Raw genomic sequence first — 13,364 nt, 5'->3', positions numbered from 1 at the left:
CGGGTCAGGGGAGGTCGAGCAGGTCGGCCACGCGCACCGGGGCGCCGGTCTCCATCGACCGGTTGGCGGCGAGGCCGGTGAGCAGGGCGAGCGCGCCGTCGCGGGCGGTGGCGGAACGCTCGAGCGGGTCCTTGGCGGCGCCCAGGAGCACGCCGGTCATCCGCGAGTCGGCGCCGCCGTGCCCGCTGCGGGAGTACCCGGCCGGCAGCGGCACCTCGCGCGGCGGCGCCCAGAACGGCCGGACGGTCAGCGTGGACCGGCCGTGCTCCTCGGCCTCGGTCACCCCGTGGATCGCGGCCCCCTTGACCTCGCTCGCGCCGGCCGGGCTGACGTGGTCGCTCTCGACCACCTCCAGCTCGAGGCGGCCCCGGCTGCCGTTGACCATCAGCCGGTAGCCCTCCCAGGGCGCGTACGCGGTCAGGTGGTAGGTCATCGTGGCGCCGGTGTCGTAGCGGACCAGCACGGCCATGTCGTCCTCGATGGTGACCCCGGGGGCGAACACGTTCTGGTCGCGCCGGTAGCCGTCGTCGGCCTCGGCGTCGAGGTAGAGCTCGCGCAGCCGCGGGTTGTCGCGCAGGCGCAGGGCGAACGGGTCGCCCTCGGCCGCCGGGTCGCCGTGGGCGCGCTCGTAGTCGCGGGCGTAGCCGTGGCGCCGGCCGGTCTCGCCGTAGAAGAACAGCCGGCCCTGCGCGTAGACCTGCTCCGGCGCCGCGCCCAGCCACCAGTTGACCAGGTCGAAGTGGTGACCCGACTTGTGCACGAGCAGGCCGCCGGAGTTGGCCTTGTCGCGGTGCCAGCGCCGGAAGTAGTCGGCGCCGTGCCGGACGTCGAGCAGCCATTCGAAGTGCACGGAGCCGATCTCGCCGATCTCGCCGGCGGCCAGCACCTCGCGGACGGTCTCGTGCAGCGGGTTGAAGCGGTAGTTGAACGCCACCTGCACGCGCCGGCCGGTGCGCTCGACCGCGTCCAGGATGCGCCGGCAGCCGTCCACGTCGACCGTCATCGGCTTCTCGGTGATGACGTCGCAACCGGCCTCCAGCGCGGCCACCACGTAGTCGGCGTGGGTGCTGTCGACGCTGGTGACCAGCACCTCGTCCACCCGTTCGGCGGTCAGCATGGTGGTGAACTCCGCGGCCGGGTAGGTGGGCGCCGCGGGCCCGCCCAGCCCGGTGAGCCAGCGGTTGTGCGCCGCCATCCGGCTCGGGTTGACGTCGGCCAGCCCGACCAGGTGGGCCGCGTCGGCGTGGTCGGTGGCCAGGGCCCGCAGGAACATCTCGGCCCGGGCGCCGGTACCGACCAGGGCGTAGCGCCGTCGTGCGTCCACCGCTTCTCCTCACTGCAAACGTTTGCAGCAGAACTAAACACGTCGATCGCCCGTCGTCAAGAATTCAGGGCTGGTCCGTCCGGTTTTATGCCATTAAGCGACCCGTACATCGGCCTGCAATGCGGACGGCCGTCATGAAGCTGCAACAAAAGGCCGTTGACACAGCTACAACCGTTTGCATTAATTGGCCCCCAGAGTGACCCCGACCACAGCACATCCATCGAAGGAAGGGCCGGCGTGCCAGCCACGATTCGCGACGTCGCACGGGAGTCCGGAGTGCACATCTCCACGGTCTCCCGGACGTTCTCGGCGCCGCACCTGGTCAACCCGGACACCCGCACCCGGGTGCTGGCCTGCGCCGAGCAGCTCGGCTACCGGCCCAACCGGGCCGCCCGGGCGCTGATCACCGGCCGCACGTTCAACGTCGGCCTGATCGTCGCCGACATCGCCAACCCGTTCTTCCCCCCGCTGATCAAGGCGGCCGAGAGCCAGGCCCGGCAGCGCGACTACCACATCTTCGTGGCCGACTCCAACGAGGACGCCGCGGTCGAGGAGGACCTGGTCCGGGCGCTGGCCAAGCAGGTCGACGGCATCCTGCTGTGCAGCCCGCGGATGAGCAACAGCCTGATCGAGCTGCTCAGCCGGGACGTGCCGCTGGTGGTCGTCAACCGGCAGATCACCGGCCTGCCCACCGTCGTCATGGACGTGGCCCAGGGCGCCGGGCTGGCCATCGACCACCTCAGCGGCCTCGGGCACCGCCGGATCGGCCTGGTCGCCGGGCCCCGCGGCTCCTGGACCAGCAAGGAGATCCGCCGCTCGGCGGCGCTGGCGGCCCGCGCCGGCGGCGCCGAGCTCACCGTCTTCGGCCCCAACCCACCCACCGAGCACGGCGGCGCCGCCGTCGCCGAGCAGGTCCTGCGCAGCGGGGTCAGCGCCGTGCTCGCCTACAACGACCTCATGGCCATCGGCCTCATCGAGGGCCTGCACGCCCAGGGCGCGCGGGTCCCGGCGGACATCAGCGTCGTCGGCATCGACGACATCGCGCTGAGCCGCCTCATCCATCCCAAGCTGACCACGGTGGCCACACCTGCCGCCGCCGCGGGAAGAGCGGCCGTCGACATGCTCCTCGCGCACGGAGACGACCGTCGTACCACTGCCCATGCGAGCCTTCAGACCGAGTTGGTCATCCGCGACTCGACGGGACCGGGCCCGGATCCGCACAGCCATGCGGATCCGGGCAACGCGGCTGCCGCCGCCCCCGAAGCTGTCGCCTCCTACGCCAAGGAGTGAGCACCATGTACCCGGACAAAGCCCCGCCGACGGACGTGCGAACCACGCGCCGCCACGGTACCGCGACCCGACGGCGACTTCTCGCCGCGGCCCTGGTCGTACCCCTGGCCCTCGGCGCCGCCGCCTGCGGCGGCGACGACGAGTCCAGCGACCCGAACAAGCCCGTCGAGCTGTCCATCTTCTGGTGGGGCGCGGAGGGCCGCGCCACCCTGACCGAGAAGGCCCTCGAGCTCTACCACCAGAAACACCCGAACGTGACGTTCAAGAAGACCTGGCAGGCCAACCAGGGCTACTTCGACAAGCTGGCCACCCTGACCGCCGGCGGCAACGCCCCCGACCTCTTCCAGATCGACGACAACTACATCGCCGAGTACGCCGGCCGCAACGTCACCCTCGACCTGACCTCGTACGCCGGCGACGGGCGCCTGGACATGTCCAAGTTCCCGCCCGGCCTCAAGGAGTACGGCACGGTCGACGGCAAGCTCGCCGGGGTGGCCTTCGGCGAGAACACCCAGGGCCTGGTGTACGACAAGACCCTGCTCGACAAGTTCAAGCTGCCCGCGCCCAAGACGGGGATGAGCTGGGACGACTACATCTCCTGGGCCGAGAACGTGTCCAAGACCGCCAAGGTGCCCGGCACCCAGGACGCCAGCGCCGTCTACCAGGCGTACTGGGTCTGGCTCCGGCAGCGCGGCAAGGACCTGTACAAGGGCAAGGAGCTCGGCTTCGACGAGCAGGACGTGACCGCCTGGTTCGAGCTCTGGAAGGGCGCCCGCGAGCGCGGCGCCACCCCGACCCCCGACGTCATCCACGAGGGCAACGCCACCGACATCAGCAAGCAGCTGGTGGTCACCGGCAAGGCGGCGACCTCCTGGGTCTGGGCCAACCAGATGCCCGAGCTGAAGAAGAACACCAAGGACGAGCTGGGGGTCGTGGCGTACCCCGGCGACCCGAAGGCGCAGTGGGCCCGGGCCTCGATGTACTTCTCGGTGTTCCGCGGCAGCCCGAACAAGGACCAGGCCGTGGACGTGCTCAACTTCCTGGCCAACGACCCGGAGGCCGGCAAGATCCTCGGCACCGACCGGGGCCTGCCGTCCAACCTCGAGGTGCGCCAGGTCGTCGCCGACAGCGTCACCGACCCCAGCATGAAGCAGACCATCGCGGTGCAGAACGAGCTGGGCAAGACCTTCGGCCCGGCGCCGGCGGTGCCGCTCAAGGGGCACAGCAAGGTCCGCAGTGAGCTGATCCGGGTCGCCGAGGAGGTCCAGTTCGGCCGGCAGACGCCGGCCCAGGGCGCGGCCGCCTTCGTCGCCGCCGCCAAGGCAGCGATCGGTCAGGGCTGACGATCGTCGTGACCACGGTGCGAACGGCACAGAGCCGGATCGAACCCGTCCGCCCGGGCCCTGCCGACCGGCAGGGCCCGCGCCGGCGGCGCCACAGCGAGAACCTGCCGGGGTACGTGTTCCTCTCACCCTGGCTGCTCGGCCTGCTGGCGATCACAGCCATCCCGATGATGTTGTCGCTCTACCTGAGCTTCACCGACTACGACATCCTCACCCCGCTGTCGGAGGTGAACTGGGTCGGCTGGGACAACTACCGGCGGATGTTCACCAGCGACCCGTCCTACTGGCACGCCGTCCAGGTCACCGTGACGTTCGCGCTGGTCGCCGTGCCGCTGAAGCTCGCCGCCGCGCTCGCGGTGGCCCTGCTGCTCAACCGCGCCATCCGCGGCATCGGGCTGTTCCGGGGCCTGTTCTACCTGCCGTCGCTGCTCGGCGGCAGCGTGGCGCTGGCCATCGTCTGGCGCAGCATGTTCAGCCGGGACGGCTCGTTCAACTCGTTCCTGGCCTTCTTCGGCATCGAGGGCGCGCCGTGGGTCAACGACCCCCGCTTCGCCCTGGAGACGCTGATGGTGCTGGCCATCTGGCAGTTCGGCGCGCCCATGGTGATCTTCCTGGCCGGCCTCAAGCAGGTGCCGGCCGAGCTGTACGAGGCGGCGTCCGTCGACGGCGCGGGGACGTGGTCGCAGTTCCGCAACGTGACCCTGCCGATGCTCTCCCCGGTGATCTTCTTCAACCTGGTGCTGGAGACGATCCACGGCTTCCAGGGCTTCACCGCGGCCTTCGTGCTGAGCAACGGCACCGGCGGCCCGGTCGACTCCACCCTGATGTACACCCTCGACCTCTACATCAAGGGCTTCGTCGAGCTCAACATGGGCTACGCCTCGGCGATGGCCTGGGTGTTCCTGCTGACCATCGGGCTCATCACGGTCGTGCTGTTCCGCACCGGCCGGTTCTGGGTCCACTACTCCGACGCCGAGGAGCACTGATGCGTAGCCGGCTGCGCCTGCTCCTGCTGCTGGCCATTCTGGCCGTCGTGCTCTATCCGCTGTTCTGGATGGTGGGCACGTCGGTCAAGTCACCGCAGGAGATCGTCAACAACATCGGGCTGGTCCCGCGGGAGTTCACCCCGGGCAACTTCACCGACGGCTGGCACAAGTTCGACGTGGGCTTCGGCCGCTTCTTCCTCAACAGCGCCATGGTGGCGGTGCTGGCCGTGCTGGGCAACACGATCTCCTGCCTGCTGGCGGCGTACGCCCTGGGCCGGCTGCGGTTCCGGCTGCGCAAGGTCTGGTTCGCGGTCATGATCGGCACCCTGCTGCTGCCCGGGCACGTGCTGATCATCCCGCAGTACATCCTGTTCCGGACGCTCGGCTGGGTGGGCGGCGACTGGCCGTACCTGCCGCTGGTGGTGCCCCACTTCCTGGCCACCGAGGCGTTCTTCGTGTTCCTCATGGTGCAGTTCATGCGGGGCATCCCGCGCGAGCTGGACGAGGCCGCGAAGATCGACGGCGCCTCGCCGTACGCGATCTTCCAGCACGTCATCCTGCCGCTGAGCCGCCCGGCGCTGGTGACCACCGCGATCTTCTCGTTCATCTGGACCTGGAACGACTTCTTCCGGCAGCTGGTCTACCTGTCGGAGCTGCAGGACTACACGGCGCCGGTGGCGCTCACCCTGTTCATCGACTCGACCAGCGAGAGCTCGGTCGGCCCGATGTTCGCCATGTCGCTGCTGTCGCTGGTGCCGGTCTTCCTGTTCTTCGTGGCGTTCCAGCGCATGCTCGTCGAGGGCATCAACACCAGCGGGCTCAAGGGATGAGACGCGACTGGCGCGAGACCGTCCGGATCGCCACCGACCTGGCCCTGCTGGGCTTCCTGGTCGGTCTCGCGGCCCTGCCGCTGGTCACGGCGGGCGCCGCCGTGGTGGCCGGCAGCGCCGCGGTGCACCACCACCTGGAGCACGACCGGTGGCCGACCGCCCGCGCCTGCTGGACGACGTTCCGGCGCGCGCTGGCGCCCGGGCTGCTCGCCGGCCTGGCCGTCGCGGTCGCCGTGCTGCTGCTGGTCGTCGACGTGCTGGCCGTGCGCACCGGCACGGTCCCGGGCGGCGCCCCGCTGCTGGCGCTCACGGTGCTGCTCGCGGCGGCCGGCGCCGGCTACGGCGCGGTCGCCGTCGTGGCGGTCGGGGCGGACCCGGAGCACCGGTGGCGGGCCGCTGTGTCCGCGCTGCCCGGACACGGCCGGGCCGCGGCCGCGGCGGCCGGGGTCGTCCTGCTGGCGGCGCTGCTCGCCGCCCTGGTCCATCCCGTGCTGGTGCCGGTGCTGGCCGGGTACGCGATCTTCGCGCTGCACGTGGTGACGCGCCGGCTGTCGCCCGCGACGCCCGTCAACGCGCTCTGACGCGCCGGACCCGGCCCGGGACGTCCACCGCCCCGGGCCGGCGCCCGCTCAGCTGCGTTCGCCGGTGATGTAGCCGGCGAGCGAGCTGCGCTCGGACTCGAGCTCGTCGATCCGCAGCTTGACGACGTCGCCGATGCTGACGATGCCGTGCAGCACCCCGTCGACGACAACCGGCACGTGCCGGAAGCGCCGCTCGGTCATCAGCCGCTCCACCTCGTCGAGCGGCGCCTCCGGCACGACCGTGCGCACCTCGGTGGTGTGGATGGCGGACACCGGCTCGGCCAGCACCGCCGCGCCGCGCACGGCCAGCGCCCGCACGATGTCGCGCTCGCTGACGATCCCGTCCACCCGGGTCCCGTCGGCGGACACCACGATGGCGCCGATCCGGTGCTCGGCCAGCACCTTCAGCAGCTCGTCGACGCGGGTCGCCGGAGCCACCGTCACGACACGGTCGCCCTTGACACGAAGAACGTCACTGATCCGCATGTTTCCTCCCCAGGCCTGGTCCCTCCACCCTAGGGGCGCGGACGGCCCGCCGGGGCGCCTCGGCGCGACTTCCCGGTGATCGCCCGCGGTCCCGGCGGATCCGGCAGGAGTGACCGGCGGTGTCACCGGGTACAGCGAGGCTCATGACAGTGGGCCCGGTCGTCGTCGCCAGCCGCTACCGGCTGGGCGAGACGCTCGGCCAGGGCGGCATGGGCCGGGTCTTCCTCGCCCGCGACGAGGTCCTCGACCGCGACGTCGCGATCAAGGAGATCGTGCTGCCGGACGACCTGGTCGCCGCGGACCGCGACGCCGTGCAGCAGCGCACGCTGCGCGAGGCCCGGGCGGCCGCCCGGATCAGCCATCCGAACGCGGCCCAGGTGTACGACGTGATCGCGGCGGACGGCTCGACGTGGATCGTCATGGAGTACGTGCGGTCCCGTTCCCTACGCGACGTCATCGCCGCGGAGGGGCCGCTGGCGCCGCGCCGGGTCGCCGAGATCGGCCTGGCGGTGCTGGGCGCTCTGGGCGCGGCGCACCGGGCGGGCGTGCGGCACCGCGACGTCAAGCCGGCCAACGTGCTGATGGGCGACGACGGCCGGGTGGTGCTCACCGACTTCGGCATCGCCACCATCGAGGGCGACGGCATCGTGACCAGCTCCGACCTGGTGCTGGGCTCCCCGCAGTACATGTCGCCCGAGCGGGTCCGCGACGGCACCACGCTGCCCGCCTCCGACCTGTGGTCGCTGGGCGCGACGCTGTACACGGCGGTGGAGGGGCACTCGCCGTACGAGCGCGGATCGGTGTTCGAGACGCTGACGGCGGTGGCCACCGACGAGCCGACCCCCGCCCAGCGGGCCGGGGAGCTGGCGCCGGTGCTGGACGGGCTGCTGACCAAGGATCCGGCCGCGCGCCTCGGCCTGGAGGACGCCCGCCGGCTGCTGGAGGAGATCGTCTCCGGCGAGCAGCCGGCCCGCCCCCGCTGGCCGTGGGCCTCCCGCCGCGGCCGCGACCGCGTCACCCGCAGCGGCCCCGGGCGCGCGGCCGTTCCGGCACCCCGGACACCGACCGCGGCCGCACCGGCGGCCCCGCTCGCGACGCCGCCCCCAGCAGCGGAATCGGCAGCACCTCCCGCCGCGGAGCCGGCATCGCTGCCCGCCGCGGAGCCGACCCGCCCGGCGGAGCCCGCTCCGCAACCAGCGACCACGCCCCAGCCCGAGCCCGCCGCCGCGGCATCCGTCCCGGAGGCACCACCCGCCGCCGAGGCGGCACCCGTCCTCGACACGGCACCCGCCGCCGACCCCGGGCCCGCCCAGGAAGCACCACCCACCTCGGACGCAGCATCGCCCGCCGCTGAAGCGCCCGCCCCCGAAGCCGCACCCGCGCCGGACGCGTTCCCCGTCGCCGACCCCGGGCCCACCGCCAACGCCGGGCCCACCCCCGACCCCGCGCCCATCGCCGACCCCAGGCCCACCGCTGACGCCGGGCCCACCCCCGACCCCGCGCCCACCGCCAACGCCGCGGCCACCGCCGCCGCGGCCACCGCCAACGCCAACGCCAACGCCAACGCCAACGCCGAGCCCACCGCCAACGCCGACCCCGCGTCTACCGCCGGCCCCGGAGCCGCCGCCGACCCCGCGCCTACCGCCGGCCCCGGAGCCGCCGCCGACCCCCGCCCCGCCGCCGATGCCGGGCCCGCTGCATCGTCTCCCGCCGAAGCGCCCGCCCGCGGCACGGCCCGGGCGCCGCAGGTCCCCCGGCAACGCAGGCCAAGCGCGGCACCGATCACCCGGGCCACCCCGGCCCCCGCCTCCGCTCCCGGACGGCCCGCCCCGACCGCTCCCCCACGACACCGCCGGTCCCTGCTGGTCGCGGGCATCGCCACAGCCGTCCTGGCCGCCGCCGGAGCCACCTGGTACGCCCAGCACGACGACCCCGCCACCCCGGTCAGGACCGCACCGACCGCCGCAGCGACCGGCTCGGCCCCGGGCCCGACGACCCCGGGCACGCCGGCCCCGGGCACCTCCGCCGGGGGCGGCATCGGGGCCTCCCCCGGCGCCGCCGTACCGGCCGGATCGGGCCCGGCCTCCGGCGCGACCCCGGCCGCCGGCACGACCACCGGCCGCGCCGGCGGTCCCGCGGCCCGCCCGCCTCTGCCCGCCGGCTGGCGCGATTACCGCGACCCCACCGGCTTCCGCGTTTACGTCCCCGCGAGCTGGCGCAAGTCCAAGAAGGGCTCGATCGTCTACTTCCGCAGCGGCAAGGGCCAGGTCCTGGGCATCGACCAGACCAGGAAGCCGCAGCCGGACCCGGTCGCGGACTGGCGCGGCAAGGCCGAGTACCGGGTCGCCGCGGGCGACTTCCCGGGCTACCGCGAGATCAAGATCGCGCCGGTGAAGTACTGGCAGAAGGCCGCCGACTGGGAGTTCACCTTCAACGGCAGCACCCGCCAGCACGTCAACAACCGCGGCGTCATCACCTCGAAGCGGCAGGCGTACGGCATCTACTGGCAGACCACCGACGCCCGCTGGCGCGCCGACCGCGACGACCTGCAACTGGTCTTCGACAGCTTCCGCCCCGCCGGCAGCTGACCGAAGCCCCGCCAGCAGCCGACCGAAGCCCGCCGGCAGCCGACCGAAGCCCCACCAGCAGCCGACCGAAGCTCGCCGGCAGCCGACCCCCCACCTCGGCGGCCAACCGGCCCCGCCGCCCGCCGCGGCGGAGCAGCTCAGCAGCGCAGCAGCCCGGCCCGTTCCTTGGCCTGGAGCACGTGGCGAGCGGCGTCGCCCAGCCGGGCGGAGAACGACGGCGAGTCGCCGGCCGCCGCGATCAGCGACGCCGCCATCGGGGCCGCGTCCTCGGGCCGGATCGTGAGCGCCAGATCGCCGCCGGCCGCCACGAACCGCACCGCCCGTTGGCCCGCGGGCAGGGCGGACGCCGAGTCGGCCGCGCCCAGGTCGTCGGACATGACCAGGCCGGTGTAGCCGAGCTTCTCGCGCAGCAGGCCCGTGACGATCGGCCGGGAGAACGCGGCGATGGACGAGCCGTCGATCTTCGGGTACGTCGCCGAGGAGATCATCACGCCGGCCGACCCGGCCCCCATCCCGGCGACGAAGGGCTTCAGGTACGGGTCGTCCACCGTGGTCGTGTCGTCGACGACCCGGACGGCGGTGTCGGTGTTGGCCCGCACCCGGCCCAGCCCGGGGAAGTGTTTGAGGATCGTCAGCACGTCCGCGCCCTGCGAGGCCGACACCACCGTGGCGATGTCCGCCGCGACCGCGTCCGGGTCGGAGCCGTACTGGCGGTGGAACCCCCCGATCGGCGGGTTGCCCTCGCCCAGCTTCGCCGGGACCGTGTCGGCGACCGGGGCCAGGTTCACGGTCACGCCGATCCCGGCGAGCCGCTGCGCGGTGTCGCGTACGGCGGCGCGCAGCTTCGCCGGGGGCCCGGCGCCGAGTCGCTGCGCGGACGGGATCACCGGGAAGTCGCGTCCCTTGAGGGTCTGCACGCTGCCGCCCTCCTGATCGAGCGCGATCAGCAGCGGCGTCGCGGCCCGGCGTTGCAGGGCGGTGAGGTCGCCGCGCAGGGCCGCCGCGGATCTGGTGCTGCGCCCGGCCAGGAAGACCCCGCCGAGGTGGTGGCGGGCGACGACGCCGGTGAGGTCCCCGGGGCGGTCGACCGGCGTGCCGATCATGAGCACCTGGCCGGCGCGCTCGGTGAGCGAGAGCCCGGCCAGCGCCGCGTCGGCGCAGCTGCGGGGCCTCGCGGACGGGGCCGGCGCGCTCGCCGGGACGCCGGGCCCGCCGGCGGACGGGCTCGCGGTCACCGGCCCGGCCGAACGGGACGTCAGCGCGCGTGGCGTCGCCGGGGCGTCGGTGACCGCCTGCCGGATCACCACCCCCGCGATCACGATCAGCAGGACGGTCCCGGCACTCCACCACCGCAGTCTGCTCGTCATCGCCGCCCACGCTATCGAACCCGGGGTAGGCCGGGCCCGGCGCGGACCCCTACCGCCGGCGGCCGGCGCGCAGGCGCTTGACGCCGGTGGCGCCCAGCACGCCCGCGATCACGATGAGCGCGGCGATGATGATCTGGTGGCCCAGCGCGACCCGGTCCAGGGTGTCGTCCGACTGCGCGGCCGCGGCCGGGCGCAGCCAGGTCTCCTCGCTCTCCCGCGGCACGCCGGCCGCCGCCGGGCCGGCGGCCTCCTGCGGCGAGGCGACGACCCCGGGCTCGGCCGAGCGGGACGTCCTGGGCTTCGGCGCCGCGGTGGCGGCCTTGCTGGACCGGACCGGGGCGGCGGCCGCCGCGGGCGCCTTGAGCTGGAGGTCCGAGCACGAGTAGTAGGTGTCCGGCGTGCTCGACGTCTGCCAGACCGTGTAGAGCACGTGCCGTCCGGTGCGGTCCGCGGGCAGCTTGGCGCTCATCCGGTACGAGCCGCCCCGCAGCGGTGGGTCCTGCACGGTCAGGATCGGCTTGCTGCCCAGGTCGTCCCAGCCCAGCGGTCGCTTCGGGTCGTAGCCGTTCCGGGTCAGGTAGACCCGGAACGTGCCCTGGTGCGGGATGGTGCCCCGGTAGCGGATGGTCAGCGTGCTGCCGGCGGTCAGCTTCGTGGTCGGCCAGTCCGTCCGGGCCAGGTCCAGGCCCTTGAACTCCGGGAGGCCGCCGCTGCAGAGGCTGCCGTCCGGGACGAGGTCGCGGTCCCGGCCGTTCACGTTCGGCAGCCGCAGGTTGTCGAACGAGCCGAACGCCTGGCCGTTCGCCGCCCGGGCGCCCCGGCAGGCCGCCGCGGCCGCCTGCTCGCCGCCGGTGGCGCAGGCCGCGGTGCGGCTGATCGGCTCGATCGGCGCGCCGTGGGCCAGCGCGGGAGCGGCCGGGAGCATGGTCGCGGCCGCGGCGATCCCGCCGGCCACGGCGACGGCAGCGGTACGGCGTACGGCGGTCATGCGATCTCCTCGTGCTCGCGGGGCGGCGGCGGTCGGGCCTCCCGGCGAACAGTACGGAGATCAGGGCCCGGTCGTTCACCCCCGAGGGTGGCGCTGCCCGGAAAAACATCACGCTGTGGTTGCATGGCCATGCAGGCACACATATCAGGAGGACACATGGAGAAGCCCGACGTCGGCCCCATCTCGGGTGAGCCGCCGGCCGAGCTGGTCGTGGAGGATCTGGTCGTCGGTGACGGCGACGAGGCCAAGCCGGGCCACCAGGTCACCGTCCACTACGTGGGGGTCGCGTTCTCCTCGGGCAAGGAGTTCGACGCTTCGTACAACCGCGGCGAGGCGTTCGACTTCGGCCTGGGCGCCGGTCAGGTCATCGGCGGATGGGACCAGGGGGTGGTCGGCATGCGCGTCGGCGGCCGCCGCAAGCTGACCATCCCCCCGCACCTCGGCTACGGCGCCCGCGGCGCCGGTGGCGTGATCAAGCCGAACGAGACGCTCATCTTCGTGGTGGATCTGCTCGGCGTCCAGTAAGCCAGGGCCGGCAGGCCGCGCGGGCCGGGACGGGCAACGCCTGTCCCGGCCTGTCGCTGTCCGGGTGGCGGGCGGGCCGGGGGCCGGGCGGCGGGTCGAAGGGCTCGCCGATCGGCGTCATCGGGCCTTCTTCAGGTCGGCGCAGCCCGTCTCGTCCGGCAGCAGCGGGCGCAGCAGCACCGACCAGCTGTTACCCGCGGAAACCCACGGCGTGAGGGCGGTGGCGTTCTTGGCGGCCGCCAGCACGGCGTCGCGCTGCGCGCCCGTGACGGTGACGCAGCTGAGCTTCAGGTCCGGGTTGAGGGCCTCACCCGGCAGCGCCGGTCCGGGCCACTCGACGGTCAGCGGCCGGCCCGGCTCGTCGTCGCGGGTCACGTACGGCCACACGACCGCGGCCAGGATCTCCGGCTCGTACTGCCGCGGCTTGCCGGTGGTCAGCCTGGTGGTCAGGTCGCCGAGCTCGTCGACGAAGGCGCGCAGCTTCGCACGGGCCTGCCGCTGCGCCGCGGTGAGCCGGGGGTCGTCGGGCCGGGCCTCGCGCAGCGCCATCACGCCCACGGTCCGCTTCCCGGCCGGGGTCACGACGGTCACCTCGGTGGTCGGCGCGTCGGCGACGCCCGGCTGGCCGAAGTCGGCGCCGGGCCGGACGCCGGCCGCCTCGGCCCGGTCGAGCAGCTTCCGGAGCTCGTCCGGCGTGATCGTGCCCCACTGCACGTTGGGCAGGGCGGGGCCGGGATAGCTGAGGGTGACCGGGCCGTTGAAGATCACCCGGCCGTCGGCGTACACGCTGGTCTCGGGGAGCCGGCCCACGAGCTGGTCCGCGGGCACGAAGCCGCCGGCGGAGGAGACCCGCAGCACGAGCTCGTCGCCGCCGGCGGGGGTCGATGAGCTGTCCGGCGACGGCACGACGCCCGGCGAGCCCGCGGCGGTCTGCTGGGCGCACGCGCTGAGCAGGAACAAGGTCACGGCGGCGGCGGCCGTCCAGAAGCCGCGAAGTCTGGTCATAGGCGCTCAGACGTACCCCGGGACGCGCGGGTTCCTACCCGCTTCGCGGAA

At 73.6% G+C, this 13,364-nt stretch carries 12 protein-coding genes; 7 read left to right on the top strand and 5 right to left on the bottom strand.

Annotation, left to right across the window (positions count from 1 at the left end; genetic code table 11):
* Positions 1-4: 4 nt before the first annotated feature.
* Positions 5-1,324 carry a Gfo/Idh/MocA family protein gene (locus Ani05nite_RS24535; protein ID WP_275410621.1) on the bottom strand — a complete coding sequence of 440 codons (1,320 nt, stop codon included), beginning with the start codon at positions 1,322-1,324 and terminating at the stop codon, positions 5-7.
* Between the two features lie 237 nt (positions 1,325-1,561).
* Here Ani05nite_RS24535 and Ani05nite_RS24530 point away from each other — a divergent pair, with 237 nt between their 5' ends.
* From Ani05nite_RS24530 to Ani05nite_RS24510, 5 genes are read left to right on the top strand one after another with little or no spacing between them, the layout of a single operon-like run.
* Complete coding sequence (locus tag Ani05nite_RS24530) at positions 1,562-2,614, top strand: LacI family DNA-binding transcriptional regulator (protein ID WP_203771877.1); 1,053 nt, start codon at positions 1,562-1,564, stop codon at positions 2,612-2,614.
* Positions 2,615-2,619: 5 nt separating this feature from the next.
* Complete coding sequence (locus Ani05nite_RS24525; RefSeq protein ID WP_203771875.1) at positions 2,620-3,957, top strand: ABC transporter substrate-binding protein; 1,338 nt, start codon at positions 2,620-2,622, stop codon at positions 3,955-3,957.
* Between the two features lie 2 nt (positions 3,958-3,959).
* A complete protein-coding gene (locus tag Ani05nite_RS24520) occupies positions 3,960-4,943 on the top strand; it encodes a carbohydrate ABC transporter permease (protein WP_377881672.1) in 984 nt (327 codons plus the stop codon).
* Complete coding sequence (locus tag Ani05nite_RS24515; protein ID WP_203771871.1) at positions 4,943-5,773, top strand: carbohydrate ABC transporter permease; 831 nt, start codon at positions 4,943-4,945, stop codon at positions 5,771-5,773. Before Ani05nite_RS24520 ends, Ani05nite_RS24515 begins: the two co-directional genes overlap by 1 nt.
* Positions 5,770-6,354 carry a DUF624 domain-containing protein gene (locus tag Ani05nite_RS24510; RefSeq protein ID WP_203771869.1) on the top strand — a complete coding sequence of 195 codons (585 nt, stop codon included), beginning with the start codon at positions 5,770-5,772 and terminating at the stop codon, positions 6,352-6,354. The genes Ani05nite_RS24515 and Ani05nite_RS24510 overlap by 4 nt, the downstream gene beginning before the upstream one ends.
* 48 nt (positions 6,355-6,402) lie before the next feature.
* On the opposite strand, the gene Ani05nite_RS24505 is transcribed toward Ani05nite_RS24510, so the two are convergent.
* Complete coding sequence (locus Ani05nite_RS24505; RefSeq protein WP_203771867.1) at positions 6,403-6,840, bottom strand: CBS domain-containing protein; 438 nt, start codon at positions 6,838-6,840, stop codon at positions 6,403-6,405.
* A gap of 143 nt (positions 6,841-6,983) precedes the next feature.
* Between Ani05nite_RS24505 and Ani05nite_RS41355 the strand changes: the two genes are divergently transcribed.
* Positions 6,984-9,428, top strand: coding sequence for a serine/threonine-protein kinase (locus tag Ani05nite_RS41355; protein ID WP_239130574.1), 2,445 nt, complete (start codon positions 6,984-6,986; stop codon positions 9,426-9,428).
* A gap of 137 nt (positions 9,429-9,565) precedes the next feature.
* On the opposite strand, the gene Ani05nite_RS24495 is transcribed toward Ani05nite_RS41355, so the two are convergent.
* Positions 9,566-10,795 carry a glycoside hydrolase family 3 N-terminal domain-containing protein gene (locus Ani05nite_RS24495; RefSeq protein ID WP_203771865.1) on the bottom strand — a complete coding sequence of 410 codons (1,230 nt, stop codon included), beginning with the start codon at positions 10,793-10,795 and terminating at the stop codon, positions 9,566-9,568.
* A gap of 49 nt (positions 10,796-10,844) precedes the next feature.
* Positions 10,845-11,783 (bottom strand): lytic polysaccharide monooxygenase auxiliary activity family 9 protein, encoded by a 939-nt coding sequence (locus Ani05nite_RS24490; protein WP_203771864.1) that lies wholly within the window; start codon positions 11,781-11,783, stop codon positions 10,845-10,847.
* A gap of 156 nt (positions 11,784-11,939) precedes the next feature.
* Between Ani05nite_RS24490 and Ani05nite_RS24485 the strand changes: the two genes are divergently transcribed.
* Entirely contained in the window at positions 11,940-12,308 is a 369-nt protein-coding gene (locus Ani05nite_RS24485) for an FKBP-type peptidyl-prolyl cis-trans isomerase (RefSeq protein WP_203771862.1), read from the top strand.
* 117 nt (positions 12,309-12,425) lie between these two features.
* Here the strand turns inward: Ani05nite_RS24485 and Ani05nite_RS24480 are convergent, their stop codons facing one another.
* Positions 12,426-13,313, bottom strand: coding sequence for a hypothetical protein (locus Ani05nite_RS24480; RefSeq protein WP_203771860.1), 888 nt, complete (start codon positions 13,311-13,313; stop codon positions 12,426-12,428).
* Positions 13,314-13,364 lie beyond the last annotated feature (51 nt).

The organism is Actinoplanes nipponensis (assembly GCF_016862275.1).
Lineage (GTDB): Bacteria > Actinomycetota > Actinomycetes > Mycobacteriales > Micromonosporaceae > Actinoplanes > Actinoplanes nipponensis.
This window is presented reverse-complemented; position numbering and strand designations above follow the sequence as displayed.

Bases quoted from the DNA above. Each gene is read 5' to 3' on its own strand.
- Ani05nite_RS24480 (WP_203771860.1), bottom strand. From the start codon at position 13,313: ATGACCAGACTTCGCGGCTTCTGGACGGCCGCCGCCGCCGTGACCTTG.
- Ani05nite_RS24510 (WP_203771869.1), top strand. From the start codon at position 5,770: ATGAGACGCGACTGGCGCGAGACCGTCCGGATCGCCACCGACCTGGCC.
- Ani05nite_RS24505 (WP_203771867.1), bottom strand. From the start codon at position 6,840: ATGCGGATCAGTGACGTTCTTCGTGTCAAGGGCGACCGTGTCGTGACG.
- Ani05nite_RS24485 (WP_203771862.1), top strand. From the start codon at position 11,940: ATGGAGAAGCCCGACGTCGGCCCCATCTCGGGTGAGCCGCCGGCCGAG.
- Ani05nite_RS41355 (WP_239130574.1), top strand. From the start codon at position 6,984: ATGACAGTGGGCCCGGTCGTCGTCGCCAGCCGCTACCGGCTGGGCGAG.
- Ani05nite_RS24495 (WP_203771865.1), bottom strand. From the start codon at position 10,795: ATGACGAGCAGACTGCGGTGGTGGAGTGCCGGGACCGTCCTGCTGATC.
- Ani05nite_RS24490 (WP_203771864.1), bottom strand. From the start codon at position 11,783: ATGACCGCCGTACGCCGTACCGCTGCCGTCGCCGTGGCCGGCGGGATC.
- Ani05nite_RS24515 (WP_203771871.1), top strand. From the start codon at position 4,943: ATGCGTAGCCGGCTGCGCCTGCTCCTGCTGCTGGCCATTCTGGCCGTC.
- Ani05nite_RS24525 (WP_203771875.1), top strand. From the start codon at position 2,620: ATGTACCCGGACAAAGCCCCGCCGACGGACGTGCGAACCACGCGCCGC.